Below are 14,664 nucleotides of genomic sequence, written 5' to 3'. Positions count from 1 at the left end.
GAACGGTCTTATTTGCTGACCTTGGCCACCACAATCTGGTCGCGGCCCGCATCCTTCGCTTCATAGAGCGCCGCGTCAGCGCGCGCGATCGCGTCTTCCACGCCGCCCTTTCCGATAACGGCTAGGCCTGCGGAAAAAGTTACCTTCCCAATCCGTTTACCGCTGTCGCGCGATCGGAAGTGGCGCTCCCTCAAGGCCTCGGCCGCTTCTTCGATCAGCGCCTTGGCAGCTTTGGAACCTGTGCCAGAAAGCAGTGCGAGAAATTCCTCGCCGCCCCAACGCGCGATTTCATGAGATTCCAGACAATCGCTGAGCGATGACGCAACGACTTTCAGGATCCTGTCGCCGACCGCATGGCCGTGGCCATCATTCAGTTGCTTGAAGTGATCGAGATCGATCATCACAATCGTATCGCCCGCCTCAGCGGCTGCGAGCTGAGCCTCGATCCCGCGGCGATTCAGCAGTCCCGTGAGCGCATCGCGCCCGGCATTGCCGCGCTCCGCCTCAACTTCCTGACGCAGCGCTTGAATTTGGGCGAGCGCGGAGGCGAGCTGTCTCTCGGTCGCCTCCGTACGGTCGATCATGTCGCGCACCTGGCTGATCAGCGGTTCAGGCGCTTGGTACAGACCGCCCAGATCGGAGGTGAGGCCTTTGCCGAACTGTTCGTTGGCACTGGCCGCGCGCGCCGTCAGTTCGGCCAAGTGACGCGCCTGTTGCCGCAGCTCTAGGCGCTCATGCTGGCCCCCATCGGCACTATTTCCATCCGCCGGTTCGAGCGACGCGCGAAGCTCAAGAATGCCAGCGTCGGTCAATTGCACCCCGCTCATCAACAACGCATCGACGGCCTTGGCCAACAGCTTGTCGGGGGCGGCAAGATATTCGTGGATCGTCGCGTAATTTTCCGGGGAGTCGCTCAGTCCATGATCGGTGAGGAACTTCAGCACCGCAAAGCCGCCGCCGGGCCGAGGTTTTTCCTCAGCAGCACGATTTCGCTTCGGTTGAAAGAATGCCAACCCGGCCAAAGTCTCAATTCCCCCTCGTTTTCGCAATCCTGCTAACATAAACAGGTTAGAAAATCATTGCACTTTCACAACGGCCGAAGATCCGGAGTGTTACGCAGCTTGCCGCAGCAAGGTGACGGCTTCCTCCATGAGCGCTGCGCGACCCTCGGCCGCCCCTTCTTTCAGTGCAAGCTCGATTTCGCGCGCGCGGTTGCCCAGATCGTCCTCGCCGAAAAATCCGGCCGTACCGGCAATCTTGTGGAGCTCACCGGCAAGATCTTCGATCCCGGCGTCTTCGAACCGGTTTTCGCGCAGCGCCTTGGAGAACATCTCGAGCGCCTGCGCCTTGCGTTCGGCATAGCGATCCTTGAGCGATGGTCGCGGCGACTTGGCCGGCTTTGGTGGAGTTGCGGAGGGCACCGCGCCCGCACCCCAGCGGCGCACCGAGGCAAGAAAATCGCGCGGATGCAGCGGTTTGGCGAGGTGCCCCTGCATGCCCGCACGCCGGCAGTTTTCGATATCTTCCGCAAAAGCGTTGGCGGTGAGCGCGACGATCGGCAGCTGCTTCGCGTCATAACCCTTTTTACGCAGTAGCTTCGTGGCCGAAATGCCGTCCAAACGCGGCATTTGCATGTCCATCATGATCATGGCGAAGGGTTCACCGGCCGCCGCAGCCGCCTCCACCTTCTCGACCGCTTCCTGCCCGTCTTCGGCAATGACGATGTCGATGCCCAGGCTCTGCGCCATCTGGCGCACCAGTTCCTGGTTGATGTCGTGATCCTCGGCCACGAGCACGCGGCCGATATGGACCGGGACCGGGGCGCTGGGCGAATCCGAAGCCGCACCGGTGCCGATCTCCTGCGGCGCTTCGGCCTTGAGCAACGGAATTTCCAGCATGAAGGTGGAGCCTTCCCCGATCTTGCTCCGGACGGCAATCCGCCCGCCCATCATGCGTGCAAGCTGGTTGCTGATTGCAAGGCCAAGCCCCGTTCCACCGAACTTCCGCGCGATACCGGAATCGGCCTGGGCAAACTGATCGAATATCTGTCCCAGCCGGTCGGATTCGATGCCGATGCCGCTGTCCTGCACCGATATCTGCAACAGCTTTCCGCCTAGACCCTGACAGACGGACGCGTGGAGACGCACCTCTCCCTCGTCGGTAAATTTTACGGCATTGCCGACGAGATTGAAGATAATCTGCCGGAGCCGCAGCTTATCGCCCAGCACCCATTCCGGCACATCGGGATCGATTTCCGTCACGAGTTTCACGCCCTTCGAGGTGGCAATGCCTTCCATCAACCCGGTGACCGATTTCAGCTTGTGCCGGATCTTCAGCGATTCTTCGACAACCGTCATCTGACCTGCCTCGATCTTCGCCATGTCCAGAATATCGTTGAGCAACCGCATCATCGCGCGCCCCGATTCGGCGATCAGTTCGATATTGCTGCGCTGCTGGTCGTTCAGCTCTCCGGCAAGCACCAACTCGGTAAATCCGATCACCCCGTTCATAGGGGTACGAATTTCATGGCTCATATTGGCAAGGAATTCGCTTTTTGCGCGCGCCGCCTGCTCAGCCCGCGCGCGGGCTTCGCGAAGGTCCGCTTCCAGAGACTTGGTGTGGCTGATATCGCGGATCGAAACCACGATTTCGCTGGGCGCGTTCGTTTCGGAATCGCGAACGAGACCGCAATTTGCCTCCACCCATATCCATCGGTCCTCGTCGCGAAGGCTGCGCGCCCGATAGGCCAGGATCAGATCATCCTTGTTACCGGCAGCAAGGTCATGAAACGCGGATATTACCGCGTCATGATCGTCCGGATGAAAGCCCGTCAACATATTCTGGCCGATGAGATAGTGCCTCGGCAAGCCCAGCAGATCGCCGCTGGACGGGGAAGCATAAGTGCAGATGCCGCCGAGCGTGAGGCGCATTACCGCGTCCGTCGCGTTGTCGGCGAGCGTTTTCAGCTCCTGCTCGCGCTGTTTGAGTTCCGCTTCTGCCTGCCTGCGCTCCGTGAAGTCGATGCACACGCCGATAAAGCCTTCCACCTCGCCATCGACGGCACGGTCAGGGCGCCCGAGCGCCGTGGTCCAGGCGACGCTGCCGTCTGAATGTACCCAACGGAAGTCGCCTTCATAATCCCTTTCCTCGGCCACCGCGGTACCCCAGTCGGCGAAGACCCGTTCGACATCATCCGGATGAATGGCGTTCGCCCAGCCCTCGCCCTCCCACTGGCCGTCTTCCAGACCGGTAATTTCTTTCCAGGCCTCGTTCACATAGTTGCACTGACCGTCCGCGTCGGTGCGGAAGATACCGACAGGCGCAATCTTGGCGAGTTCCTCGAAGCGGCTCTCGCTTTGCTGAAGGGCACGCTCCTGAAGCACCCGCGCGGTGACATCGCGAATACTGCCGATCGTTCCCGCAAACGCGCCATGACCGTCAACCTGGCGGCGCACGACCAGCTCGATATGATGCATCTCCCCACTCCGGTCGCAAAAGCGCTGCGGAAGGGTGATGTGCTCGATCTCTCCGGTATAAATCTTGGTGTAGATTGGCTTGGCCGCCTCCTTATCCTCATCGACCAACAGGGCTGAGGTTTTCCAGCCGAGGCTTTCCTTAACCGAATATCCGGTCATTTCTTCCCAAGCGCTGTTGAGAAAAACCCAGCGGCCTTGGGCATCGGTCTTGAACACCACCTCACCCACATTCTCCAGCACCTGATCGAACAAATCCCGGCTTTCGGTGAGCTGTTGCGCGATCACCGCCCGGCCGCGCAGGACACTCGCCACCGGCAGTCCGATTACGAAGCAGGTTGCCAGGAAAAGTTGGAGGGTTGCGAATTCATAGGCCAGATCGTCCTTCACCAGCGTGACCGGTCCGCTGCCGAGCAGCGTTGCCGCTGTCGCCACGATCGAAACGATAAGGATCGAGACCGCCGTGCCCAGCATGCCTGTTCGAAACGCAGCCACCAGCACGATCGGCGCTGCCAGAAACAGGAAGGGATAGCGCGACTGGCCGAAGATCGCGGCAGTGGACAGCAATGTGCCCAGGACAAGCCAGATCCACTTTCGAACTTCACCGGGGAGCGGACGGCGACGCGCGCGCCAGCTATCGATGAAGATCATAACCGTGGGCGCCAACGTCGCCATCGCCAGCGCGTGGGCGCTATACCATTTGAACGCGCTGGAAACCGAAAATCCCGCGCCGGCTCCTGCCATCGCTACGCCCGGCAGAACGCAGGAAAGAGCCGGGACCGCGGCAGCCACCAGCAACATGGTATTGAGATTTCTGGCGACCCCGATATCGGGCCTGCTGCCACACAGGCGCTGCATCAGCGCCCCGGCGACGATCACCTCCGCCACATTGCCCAATGCCAGCGCCAGCGCGGTAATCGGCAAGTCGCCCACGGCCAGATTGATCGCAATGTTGGTGAGGAAACCGGCCAGCAGATAAAATGCGGCCTGCGCCTGACTCACCCGCAGCATCAGCGCCAGCAGGATCGCATTGGGCAGCCACACGGCGGCGATGCGGCCATCCAGATAGGTCAGCTGGATGCCCTGATAACCGACAACGGCATAAACCAGCACCAGCGCCGCGAGCGACAGAATGAAGGTGAAGCGGCCGTGGCCGCCGCGCAGAGACGGGACAGAGCGGTTCATGGTCGCCACCCATGCCAAAAAATGGTTAATCAATCGGTAACGTTGTCTGGAGTGGCGGCGGCGGCCCGCTTGGTCTAGGCCGCGTAGCTATGGACAGTTTCACCCCAGCCCGCCCTATCCGCACCTGCCAGTCGCCGGGGGGACGCTGACATGGCGCGCTTCGTCCTTCTCGCTGGGGCATGGCATTCCGCCTGGTGCTGGGAGACGCTGGCCCCACTGCTCGAGGCACGCGGTCACACCGTACTGACCCCGGATCTCGCCGGCATGGCGCGCGGGCAGCCGCAAATGGCCGATGCGATGACGATCGCCGCATGGGCAGATGACATCGCCGAGTTGATCGAGAGGCAGGACGAGCCCGTAATCCTGGTCGGCCACAGCCGCTCCGGCCTCATCATCAGCGAGGTAGCGGAGCGCGCGCCGGACAAGATCGCCCGGCTGGTCTATCTTGCCGCCTTCCTGTTGCCGGACGGCGCGTCCATCGGCCGGACCGCCGGCACGATCGATCGCGGGGTGACACCGGACGTGCTGGAACCCGCCGCCATGGAAGGCTTCGTAACCGTGAAGCGCGGACTGGCCGTACCGTTGTTCTACAATGCCTGCGGCGCGCAGGATGCCGCCGCCTCGGTCGACCGGCTCGTGCCCGAACCGCAGTCGAGCTTCGCCACGCCCGCCGCGCTCAGCCAGGAGCGCTACGGCAGCGTACCGCGCGGCTATATCGAATGCAGCGACGACCATGCCGTGCCGCTCGACCTGCAGCGCGCGATGCAGGCCGCTTTACCGTGCGATCCCGTGGTGACGCTGGAGAGCGACCATTCGCCCTTCTATTCCGCTCCGGAAGCGCTTGCCGACGCGCTGGAGACGATGGCGAAGGTCTGATCTGACAATAAGGAGCCAAAGCGGCCCGGCGACCGTTCAAGCCTCCATGAGAATTCGCATCCATTCACAGCTCGATTACAATTTCGAAGCTCCCACCGATCTTCTGCTGCAACTGGAGGCGGCGATGATCCCGGAACAGTTTGTCGAGCAGGCGCATATCGCGCTGCCGCCCAAGCTGGAGCATTTCGCCCGCGTTCCAGCCCATAATGACATTGGCGAGCGGCTCTGGCTGCGCACGTCGGGCAATGTCGTGATCGATTACAACGCCGTCGTGCGGATCGACCGGGTTCTAGCGGATGTATCCACCCTGCCCGCCGTCCCGCCGCACCAGTTGCCGGGCGAGACGATCGAATATCTCTGGCCCTCCCGCTTCTGCCCGTCAGACCAGTTTCAAAGCTTCGTCGAGGCCGAGTTCGGCGACCTGCAGGGCGGCGCCAAGGTGGCGGCGATGCTGGACTGGATTGCGGACCGCTTTTCCTATGTTCCCGGTTCCAGCGGGCCGGATACCACCGCGCTGGAAAGCTTCGTGAAGCGTGAGGGTGTGTGCCGCGATTATGCGCATGTAATGGTCACCCTGGCGCGCGCCGCGGCGATCCCCGCACGCGTCGCCGCGGTCTACGCGCTCGGTGTCGAGCCGCAGGATTTTCATGCGGTGGCGGAGGTTTTCCTCGGCGGCAGCTGGCACCTTGTCGATGCCACGCGCATGGCCGAGGAAGGCGGCATGGCCAAGATCGGCGTGGGCCGGGACGCCGCCGACGTCTCCTTCCTTACCGCCTACGGCCAGGCGCACATGAACGCGCAGACCGTCGAGGTCGAGCCCGCCTGACTTCCTGACGCGGACAGGCTTCGCCTGTTGCCCTCGTCGCGCTAAGAGCGGCGGGGAATCGGAACTGGGCAAAGGCGGTAGGGTGTTCGCATGGACGAGGTGACCGACACCGCCGACAGCGCGATAAACCGCGCCCGGGCGTTCCTGACGCGATACAAGACGCCGCTCAGCCTGCTGGTCATGATTGTCGTGACCTCACTCGGCCTCCTGGCGGTGCACGCGCTTTCGAAGGAAATCCACGTCTCCGACTTGCGGCGGCAGCTGCGATCCATTCCGCCTGTCCACATCCTCCTGGCCTTGCTGTTCACCGCGGGCAGCTTCACCTGCCTGACGCTCTACGATTTTCTGGCACTGCGTACGATCGGCCGTCCGCAGCCCTATCCCCTCGCGGCGAAGGGCGGCGCGATGAGCTATGCCGTGGGCAATATGCTCGGCCTTTCGCTGCTGACCGGCGGATCTGTCCGCATGCGCATTTACGGTGCGGCCGGCATATCGCCCGAAGACGTAGCCCGCGTAATCGCGATTGCCGCGCTCACCTTCTGGACGGGCATTTTTTCCGTTTTCGCGATGGTCCTGCTGGTCCGGCCCGGTGCGCTTTCGCTGGGCGGTTTCAATGTGCCGGACTGGACGCAAATCGCCATTGCCGCCGCGATCCTTGGCGGGCTCGCCATCGCCGTAATCCTGTCGTTCCGGGGCCTGCGCCAGGTAAAACTCGGTCCGCTATCCTTGCCGTTGCCCAGCCCCGGCATCGGCATGGCCCAGCTCGCTACCGCCGCCATCGACATCGGCTGTTCTGCGGCGGTGCTGTTCGTGCTGGTGCCGGGCCTTGGCTGGGAGAGCTATCCGACGCTTCTGACGGCCTATGTCATCGCGCTGATCGTCGCGGTGCTGACCCACGCGCCCGGCGGCCTGGGCGTGTTCGAAACGGTGATCCTGGTCGCGCTGCCGCAGATCGACAAATCCGGCCTGCTGTCCGGCCTTATCGCCTATCGCCTGATCTATTATGTCCTGCCGTTCCTGCTCGCGCTCGGCACTCTCGCGGCGAGCGAGGGCGCACGGCTCCACCGCCATCTGGGGCAGGTGGCGCGCGGATCGCGCTTTGTCGCCACCTCGATCGCGCCGTTCGCAATGGGATCGCTGGTTTTTGCCGCCGGGGCCATCCTTCTGCTGAGCGGATCGCTGCCCACCCTGCCTGATCGTCTGCGCACGGTGCGCGAAGTGCTGCCGATGCTGGTGGTGAACTTTTCGCACCTGGTTGCCAGCCTGATCGGTACGCTGCTCCTTTTCGTCGGCTATGGTCTGTACCGGCGGCTCGATGCGGCGCGGCACGCGGCCAGCCTGTTGCTGCTTGCCGGTGCGCTCTTCGCGCTGATGCGCGGCATCGATTATGAGGAAGCTGCAACGCTGCTGATCGTGTTCGGCCTCCTGCGCTGGACAGGCCCGGCCTTTTACCGCCGCACCGCCTTTTCGGCCGAACCACTGTCGCGCCGCTGGCTGGCGGCCGTGATCGTGGTGGTCCTGCTCAGCGCATGGCTCGGCATGTTCGCCTATAAAAATGCAGCCTATAATGGGGATTACTGGTGGGAACTGGGCCGCGGCGGAGATGTGCCGCGTTTCGTACGCGCGCTGGTCCTCGCCGCATTGGTGGCGGTAGGCATCGCGATCTGGCGGCTTGCCGCACCGCATCATATTCGACAGTCGGTCGATCAATTGCCGGAGGACGTCTGGACCGGGGCGCTTGCGGTGACCGGCAATGCGGAAGCGCATCTCGCCCGAACCGGAGACAAACGCTTCCTCATCAGCGACGATGGCACCGCCTTCCTGATGTATCAGGTGCAAGGACGCAGCTGGATCGCGATGGGCGATCCCGTCGGCCCGGCGGAACGCTGGAGCTCGCTGATGTGGCGTCTGCGCGAAACCGCGGACCGCGAACAGGGCCGCGCCGTCTTCTATCAACTATCCGCCGAGGCACTGCCGCACGCCATCGATTTGGGGCTGGGCCTCATGAAACTGGGCGAGGAAGCGCGCATCGATCTGGGCGCGTTCACCTTGCAGGGCGGCGCGCGCAAGAGCCTGCGCAACACGCACGGCCGGATGGAGCGCGAGGGTCTGCGCTTCGAGGTGCTGGAGGGCGAGCGGCTGGAGGCGGAATATGACGCGCTGACTGCGGTTTCGGACGCCTGGCTCGCCGACAAGAAGCAGAAGGAGAAGCGCTTCAGCCTGGGCCGGATGGACCGGGACTATATTCTGGGCGGGCCCGTCGCGATCGTTCGCGATCCGCAAGGCCAAATTACCGCCTTCGCCAATCTCTGGACGCTGCCGGGGCGCGAGGAGCTGTCGATCGATCTTATGCGCCATGCGCCGGAGGCGCGCAGCGGCACGATGGACTATCTGTTCACCGAAATGTTCCTTTGGGGACAGGCGCAAGGGTATTGCTGGTTCAACCTGGGTATGGCGCCATTGTCCGGCATCGAGAATCGCCGCCTCGCCCCCCTCTGGGCGCGCGCGGCCGGACTGCTCTATCGGCATGGCGAGGTGCTCTACGGCTATGAAGGTCTGCGCGCCTATAAGGAGAAATTCCGGCCGGTCTGGCGATCGCGCTACATGGCCGCACCGCGCGGGATCGGGATGGCTCAGGCGCTGATCGACACGACGCTGCTCGTTTCCGGCAAGGCCTGAACGCTATCCGCTGCCTGCCAGAATGTTCACGGTGAGCGCAATCGCACCGACGTTGAACAGAAATGCGCCCAGCGCGTGGAACAGCGTCAGACGCCGCATCGCGCCGGTGGTGGTATCGACGTCGCTGGTTTGAAACGTCATGCCGATGGTGAACGCGTAATAAGCAAATTCCCAATAGCCCGGCTGCTTCTCATGCGGAAATTCCAGCCCGCCGCGGTCCTCTCCGTTCTGCGATCCGTAATAGAGGTTCGCATAATGCAGCGTCATCGCCATGTTCGCGAAGATCCAGGCATCGACCAGCGCGATCGCGCCGATCAGGGTGCGGGCGAGCCCGCCCTTGGAGCCGGTAATTTCCGCCGTGATCGCGCCGAGCACGACCAGCATGACGAGCGCCATAATCACCAAAAACAGAAGTGCCCCGGCATCATTCTGTTCGGCGCGGCGGCGAATGTCCTCGACAGCGGAGCCGCGCACCTGCCTCATGAGATATCCGTAAAAAAGCAGCGTGGCAGCACAGAAGGACACGAGGCCCGCCTCCACCGGATCGAGCAGCAGTCCTGCGCCCGCGCCGAACAGGGCCCAACCGATGAGAAACAATTTGAACGCGCCATGGCCGCCAAGGCCGCGCGGACCTCCGCTCACAGTCCCCGCGCCCGCTGCGCGATCGCATTGCTCAGCGCGCGGTAAACGGCTTTGGAATCCTTATCGAGATAATGCCCGCCTGGTAGAGAGACATGCGCGATGTTGGGCTGCGTCATGACGCTGCAGAGCGAATGATCCTCGGTCTCGCCATGGATGCAGACCCCGGGCACCCAGGTCAGTTCCCGCGCGCTGGGCGCGGCGGGCAGATCGGGCGGAGACCAGTTGAAGATTTCCGCTGGCGATGCCTTCAGGAACACCGTGTCCGTGGGCACCACCAACCCGACGAACGCGACATGCTTGCGCAGCGCTCGCGGCATGGCGGGAAGGCCCAGATGCAGCGCATCGGCCCCGAAAGACTGCCCGATCAGGACGACTTTCTCCACACCGAAATCGCGCATCGTGCGCCTGGTGATATACTGCACCATCGCATTCACTTCTTCCGGCGTGCGGCGATGGCGGAACCAACTGAGCGAATTGAAGCCCAGCACCGGCACGCCGTCATTGACGAAGCGTCTGGCAATTTGCGGCCCCATTCCGGCGTTGAAGCCCATGTCGCCCGACATGAAAGCGATCGCATAATCCGGTTTCTGAGCCCCTTCGGGAGGGCGCATCACCGTGAAAGGATCATCCGAGAAATAGCCTAGATAGGTGACGTAAGCACCGCCGCCGATCAGCAGCAGGCCGATCAAAGCGGCAAAGCCGATAGCGATTTTCTTCAGCATGGCACACCGTGCCGGATGAGCGCAGGGAGAGAAGAGAGAGGCATCGATCGGTGGCCTTCTGTAGGTTATTTCCGCAAACGCACGGTCCGTCGCGTTGCTCCCCGGCAAAAGCTGCCGATTGACGGTGGCCAAACGCCCGCGCCGCGCCTTAAGGTGGCCCCTTCTGCTATCCCTCATCGGAGCGCCCTTATGAGAGCCATCGCCTGCACCATCGCCCTTCTGGCAAGCGCCGCCACCGCCCCGGCGCTGGCGCAGACTGCCGATCCGAACGAAGTCAGCGCGGCGAACCTGACCGAGATTGCAGGCACGCTCGCGTCCGATCAGTTCGAAGGCCGCGCGCCGGGTACGCCGGGCGAGGACAAGACGATCGGCTATCTGATCGGCCGCTTTCAGGCGCTGGGTCTGGAGCCGGGCGGCGTGGACGGGAGCTGGACCCAGCCGGTGCCGCTGCTTCACACGCAGCTCGGCACGCCGGAAGCTCTGTCGGTGGACGTGAAGGGCAAGACGACCGATTGGACCTTTCCGAAAGACATCTACGTCTCCACGCTTCAGCCGAAGGATATGGCCGCAATCGACGGCGCGCCGATGGTGTTCGTCGGCTACGGCGTCGATGCGCCCGAGCGGCAGTGGGATGATTTCAAAGGGCAGGATCTGAAGGGCAAGGTGGCCGTCTTCCTCGTCAACGATCCCGACTTCGCCGCACAGGCCGGCGAGCCGGTGGCCGGCAAGTTCAAGGGCCGCACGATGACCTATTATGGTCGCTGGACCTACAAGTTCGAGGAGGCGGCCCGGCGCGGCGCGGTCGGCGCGCTGATCGTGCACGAGACCGAGGCGGCGGGCTATGGCTGGAACGTCGTCGAGAGTCCCGGCGGCGAGAATTACGACATCGTGCGCAAGCCCGATGATGTGACCAGCCTGGCGCTTCAGGGCTGGATTTCCGGCGAGGCGGCGCAGAAGCTTTTTTCCGAAGCCGGGCTCGATCTTGCCAAGTTGCGCAAACAGGCGCGCACCGCCGCGTTCAAGCCGGTGCCGATGGATGCCACGCTGACGGCGCGCTTTCCGGTCAAACAGGAAACCGTGCAGAGCCAGAATGTGCTGGCCAAGATTCCGGGCACGCAGCGGCCCGATGAGGTCATCATGTACGGCGCGCACTGGGATGCTTACGGCAAGGGCGCGCCCGACGAACAGGGCCGCATCTACCGCGCGGGCGCCAATGATGATGCGCTGGGCATTGCCGGGATGATGGAAATCGCGCGGCTGATGAAGGCGGACACCCCGCCCGAGCGCAGCGTAGTGTTCGCCGCCTGGAGCGCGGAGGAGCGCGGCCTTCTCGGATCCGAAACCTACGCCAATGATCCGATCTATCCGATCGAAAAGACGGTCGCGAACCTGACGCTCGATATCCTGCAGACGGCGGGCAAGGCGAAGGACGTCATCCTGGTCGGCAAGGGTCAGGGCACGCTGGAGGACGATCTGGCGAAATTCGCGGCCGAACAGGGGCGCACGGTGACGCCCGAAAGCCTCCCCGAACGCGGCCTGTTCTACCGCGCGGACCATTTCTCGCTCGCCAAGCGCGGCGTGCCGGTGCTGCTCATCATGGGCATTTCGGGCGCGAGCGATCTGGTGGAGGGCGGCAAGGAAGCGGGGCAAGCCTGGGTCGATGACTATACCGGTCGCTGCTACCATCAGGCCTGCGACGCGGTGTCGGACGCTTGGAACCTCGCCGGTGCGGTGCAGGATATCGAAGTGATGTACGCGATCGGCGAAGATCTTGCCCAGTCGGACCGCTGGCCCGGCTGGAAGGACGGATCGGAGTTCAAGAAGATTCGCGAGGCCAGTGCCGACGCGAGAAAGTAGGAAACAACGTCATTGCGAGCGAAGCGAAGCAATCCAGTGTCCGGTAGCGCTGTACCCGCTGTGGATTGCTTCGTCGCCTTCGGCGCCTCGCAGTGACGCCATGAAGAGAGGAGAGCCCGGATGCCCCATTATGGTGACCTGCAAAACGCAATTTATTTTGCCGGGCTTGGCGGCGTGGTGCCGAAATATCCGGTCGATTACGCCACGTTGAAAGCCCGCGCCGAACAGGCCATGCCCCCGCATGTCCTGAACTATGTGCAGGGCGGCTGCGGGGACGAGCTGACGCAGGAACGCAATCGCAGCGCGTTCGACCATTGGGGCATGGTGCCGCGCATGATGGTGGATTGCCGCCAGCGCGATCTGTCGATCGAGCTGTTCGGCAAGACGCTCCCCTCCCCTCTGTTCATGGCACCGATCGGCGTCAACGGCATCGCCACGCAGGATGAGCATGGTGATCTTGCCGCCGCACGCGCGTCCGCGGCAACCGGCGTGCCGTTCAGCAGCTCTACCCTCGCCAACGATCCGCTGGAAGACATCGCCAAGGCCTGCGGCGACACGCCGTCCTTCTTCCAGCTCTACACGCCCAAGGATGAGGAGCTGGCCGCCAGCCTCGTCAGCCGCGCCGAGAAGGCAGGATATAGCGCGATCCAGGTGACGCTCGATACCTGGGTGACCGGATGGCGCCCGCGCGATTTGAACGCGTCCAACTTCCCGCAGCTGCGTGGCCACGTCCTGCAAAATTACTTCACCGATCCGGTCTTTCGCTCGCGCCTCGCCAAGCCGCCGGAGGAAGATCCGCGCACCGCGATCACCACTTGGGCCGCCACCTTCGGCAAGGTGCTGACCTGGGACGATATGAAGTGGCTGCGCTCGCTCACCAAGCTGCCGATCGTACTCAAGGGCATTGGCCATGGCGACGACGCGCGCCGCGCGATCGACGAGGGCGCGGACGGCATCTACTGCTCCAACCATGGCGGGCGGCAGGCCAATGGCGGCATCGCGGCAATCGACATGCTGCCCGACGTGGTCGCGGCGAGCGGCGATACGCCCGTGCTGTTTGACAGCGGCATCCGATCGGGCACCGATGTGGTGAAGGCGCTGGCGCTGGGCGCGACGGCCGTGGGCGTCGGGCGTCCCTATTATTACGGGCTGGCGCTGGGCGGTGCAGAGGGCGCGGAACATGTCCTGCGCTGCATCCTGGCCGAGGCAGATCTGCTGATGGCGGTGAACGGTTATCCCACGATCGAGGCCGTGCGCGCTGCCGGAGCGCAGCGGACCGGCTGAAACCTTATCCGCCGCTGCGCGCTGTCCGGGCAAGGAACAGACCCGGAGCCAAACGCATGAGCGGATTTACAGAAACCCAAGTGCCCGACCAGAGCGGGAAGACCGCATTCGTGACGGGTGCCAACTCCGGCATCGGCTTCCACGTCGCACGCGTGCTGGCCACCAAACATGCCCGCGTGCTGATGGGCTGCCGGTCAGAGGAGCGCGCGCGCCAGGCGATGCGAAAGATCAAGGCGGCCTATCCCATGGCCGATCTGGTCTACGTCCCGCTCGATCAGGCCAGCCTCGCCAGCGTGCGTGCGGCAGCGGACAAGGTGAAAGAAGAACCGCGGCTCGATCTTCTGATCAACAATGCCGGCATCATGAACACGCCGCTTTCGCGGACGGAGGACGGCTTTGAATCGCAATTCGGGGTGAATTACCTCGCGCCGTTCGCGCTGACCGGTCTGCTGCTGGACAAGCTCGAACAACGCCATGGCGGCCGCGTCGTTACCACCTCCAGCATCGCCCACCGGCGCGGGCGGATCAATTTCGACGATCTGAACGCGGAGCGGCGGTACGATTCCTGGAAACGCTACGGCCAGTCCAAGCTTGCCGATCTGATGTTCGCGCTGGAGCTCGACCGGCGGCTGGCGGCAGCGGGGCGGCGCACCATCTCGGTTGCCGCTCATCCGGGTGTCGCCGATACCGAACTGACGCGCCACATGCCCAATTTTCTTCAGAAAGCTTTCGGCACGGTCGTCGGCGGCGTCTTCAACAGCGCCGAACAGGGTGCCTGGCCCACGCTGATGGCGGCAACTGAGCGCCATGTGAGCGGAGGCGACTATTATGGCCCCACCGGCCCGCTCGAGATGCGCGGCAAGGCCGGCAAGGCGAAACCGACCAAGCGGGCCCGCGACAATCAAACGGCTCGGCAGCTCTGGGATGTCTCGATTGAAATGACCGGGGTGGATCCGGGACTCGCCGCGGCGTAGCGAGGGGCCGCGCGAGACATGAAATAATATATCATTCTTGCGCAATGCGGGTGCCGGACGGGCGCTACGAAATGATTGGATGATGCGACCGCGGCGCTCCGCGCCGTTGCGGCCTTGCGCCCTGCGGCGTTCCAGCTATCCCCTTG

10 protein-coding genes are annotated in these 14,664 nt (G+C 63.5%); 6 read left to right on the top strand and 4 right to left on the bottom strand.

What is annotated here, in order from left to right; genetic code table 11:
- Positions 1-8: 8 nt before the first annotated feature.
- On the bottom strand, positions 9-944 hold the full coding sequence (locus tag H7X45_RS00900; protein ID WP_187335711.1) for a GGDEF domain-containing protein: 936 nt from the start codon (positions 942-944) through the stop codon (positions 9-11).
- Between the two features lie 168 nt (positions 945-1,112).
- Positions 1,113-4,658 (bottom strand): PAS domain S-box protein, encoded by a 3,546-nt coding sequence (locus H7X45_RS00895; protein ID WP_187335710.1) that lies wholly within the window; start codon positions 4,656-4,658, stop codon positions 1,113-1,115.
- A gap of 150 nt (positions 4,659-4,808) precedes the next feature.
- On the opposite strand from H7X45_RS00895, the gene H7X45_RS00890 reads away from it, so the two are divergent.
- The 3 genes from H7X45_RS00890 to mprF all read left to right on the top strand — a co-directional run bounded on the left by H7X45_RS00890 (position 4,809) and on the right by mprF (position 9,039).
- The gene (locus H7X45_RS00890) at positions 4,809-5,534 is read left to right on the top strand and encodes an alpha/beta fold hydrolase (protein ID WP_187335709.1); all 726 of its coding nucleotides are present in this window, start codon (positions 4,809-4,811) and stop codon (positions 5,532-5,534) included.
- A 46-nt stretch (positions 5,535-5,580) separates the two neighbouring features.
- Positions 5,581-6,360 (top strand): transglutaminase-like domain-containing protein, encoded by a 780-nt coding sequence (locus H7X45_RS00885; protein ID WP_187335708.1) that lies wholly within the window; start codon positions 5,581-5,583, stop codon positions 6,358-6,360.
- Positions 6,361-6,450: 90 nt separating this feature from the next.
- Positions 6,451-9,039, top strand: a complete 2,589-nt coding sequence (gene mprF / locus H7X45_RS00880) for a bifunctional lysylphosphatidylglycerol flippase/synthetase MprF (RefSeq protein WP_187335707.1) — start codon at positions 6,451-6,453, stop codon at positions 9,037-9,039.
- Between the two features lie 3 nt (positions 9,040-9,042).
- Here the strand turns inward: mprF and H7X45_RS00875 are convergent, their stop codons facing one another.
- Positions 9,043-9,681 carry a DUF1345 domain-containing protein gene (locus H7X45_RS00875; protein ID WP_187335706.1) on the bottom strand — a complete coding sequence of 213 codons (639 nt, stop codon included), beginning with the start codon at positions 9,679-9,681 and terminating at the stop codon, positions 9,043-9,045.
- Entirely contained in the window at positions 9,678-10,403 is a 726-nt protein-coding gene (locus H7X45_RS00870; protein WP_187335705.1) for an AcvB/VirJ family lysyl-phosphatidylglycerol hydrolase, read from the bottom strand. The genes H7X45_RS00875 and H7X45_RS00870 overlap by 4 nt, the downstream gene beginning before the upstream one ends.
- A gap of 189 nt (positions 10,404-10,592) precedes the next feature.
- On the opposite strand from H7X45_RS00870, the gene H7X45_RS00865 reads away from it, so the two are divergent.
- From H7X45_RS00865 to H7X45_RS00855, 3 genes are all read left to right on the top strand, one after another.
- Positions 10,593-12,260 (top strand): M28 family metallopeptidase, encoded by a 1,668-nt coding sequence (locus H7X45_RS00865; RefSeq protein WP_187335704.1) that lies wholly within the window; start codon positions 10,593-10,595, stop codon positions 12,258-12,260.
- A 120-nt stretch (positions 12,261-12,380) separates the two neighbouring features.
- Positions 12,381-13,544, top strand: coding sequence for an alpha-hydroxy-acid oxidizing protein (locus tag H7X45_RS00860; RefSeq protein ID WP_187335703.1), 1,164 nt, complete (start codon positions 12,381-12,383; stop codon positions 13,542-13,544).
- A 56-nt stretch (positions 13,545-13,600) separates the two neighbouring features.
- Complete coding sequence (locus H7X45_RS00855; RefSeq protein WP_187335702.1) at positions 13,601-14,518, top strand: oxidoreductase; 918 nt, start codon at positions 13,601-13,603, stop codon at positions 14,516-14,518.
- Positions 14,519-14,664: the final 146 nt, after the last annotated feature.

This window comes from Novosphingopyxis iocasae, from assembly GCF_014334095.1.
Lineage (GTDB): Bacteria > Pseudomonadota > Alphaproteobacteria > Sphingomonadales > Sphingomonadaceae > Novosphingopyxis > Novosphingopyxis iocasae.
Note: the sequence above shows the minus strand (reverse complement) of the source record. Positions and strands in the feature narration are given on the sequence as shown.

What these genes read in the sequence shown, in the direction of transcription:
- H7X45_RS00895 (WP_187335710.1), bottom strand. Translation starts at nt 4,658, where the DNA reads ATGAACCGCTCTGTCCCGTCTCTGCGCGGCGGCCACGGCCGCTTCACC.
- H7X45_RS00890 (WP_187335709.1), top strand. Translation starts at nt 4,809, where the DNA reads ATGGCGCGCTTCGTCCTTCTCGCTGGGGCATGGCATTCCGCCTGGTGC.
- H7X45_RS00885 (WP_187335708.1), top strand. Translation starts at nt 5,581, where the DNA reads ATGAGAATTCGCATCCATTCACAGCTCGATTACAATTTCGAAGCTCCC.
- mprF (WP_187335707.1), top strand. Translation starts at nt 6,451, where the DNA reads ATGGACGAGGTGACCGACACCGCCGACAGCGCGATAAACCGCGCCCGG.
- H7X45_RS00870 (WP_187335705.1), bottom strand. Translation starts at nt 10,403, where the DNA reads ATGCTGAAGAAAATCGCTATCGGCTTTGCCGCTTTGATCGGCCTGCTG.
- H7X45_RS00865 (WP_187335704.1), top strand. Translation starts at nt 10,593, where the DNA reads ATGAGAGCCATCGCCTGCACCATCGCCCTTCTGGCAAGCGCCGCCACC.
- H7X45_RS00860 (WP_187335703.1), top strand. Translation starts at nt 12,381, where the DNA reads ATGCCCCATTATGGTGACCTGCAAAACGCAATTTATTTTGCCGGGCTT.
- H7X45_RS00855 (WP_187335702.1), top strand. Translation starts at nt 13,601, where the DNA reads ATGAGCGGATTTACAGAAACCCAAGTGCCCGACCAGAGCGGGAAGACC.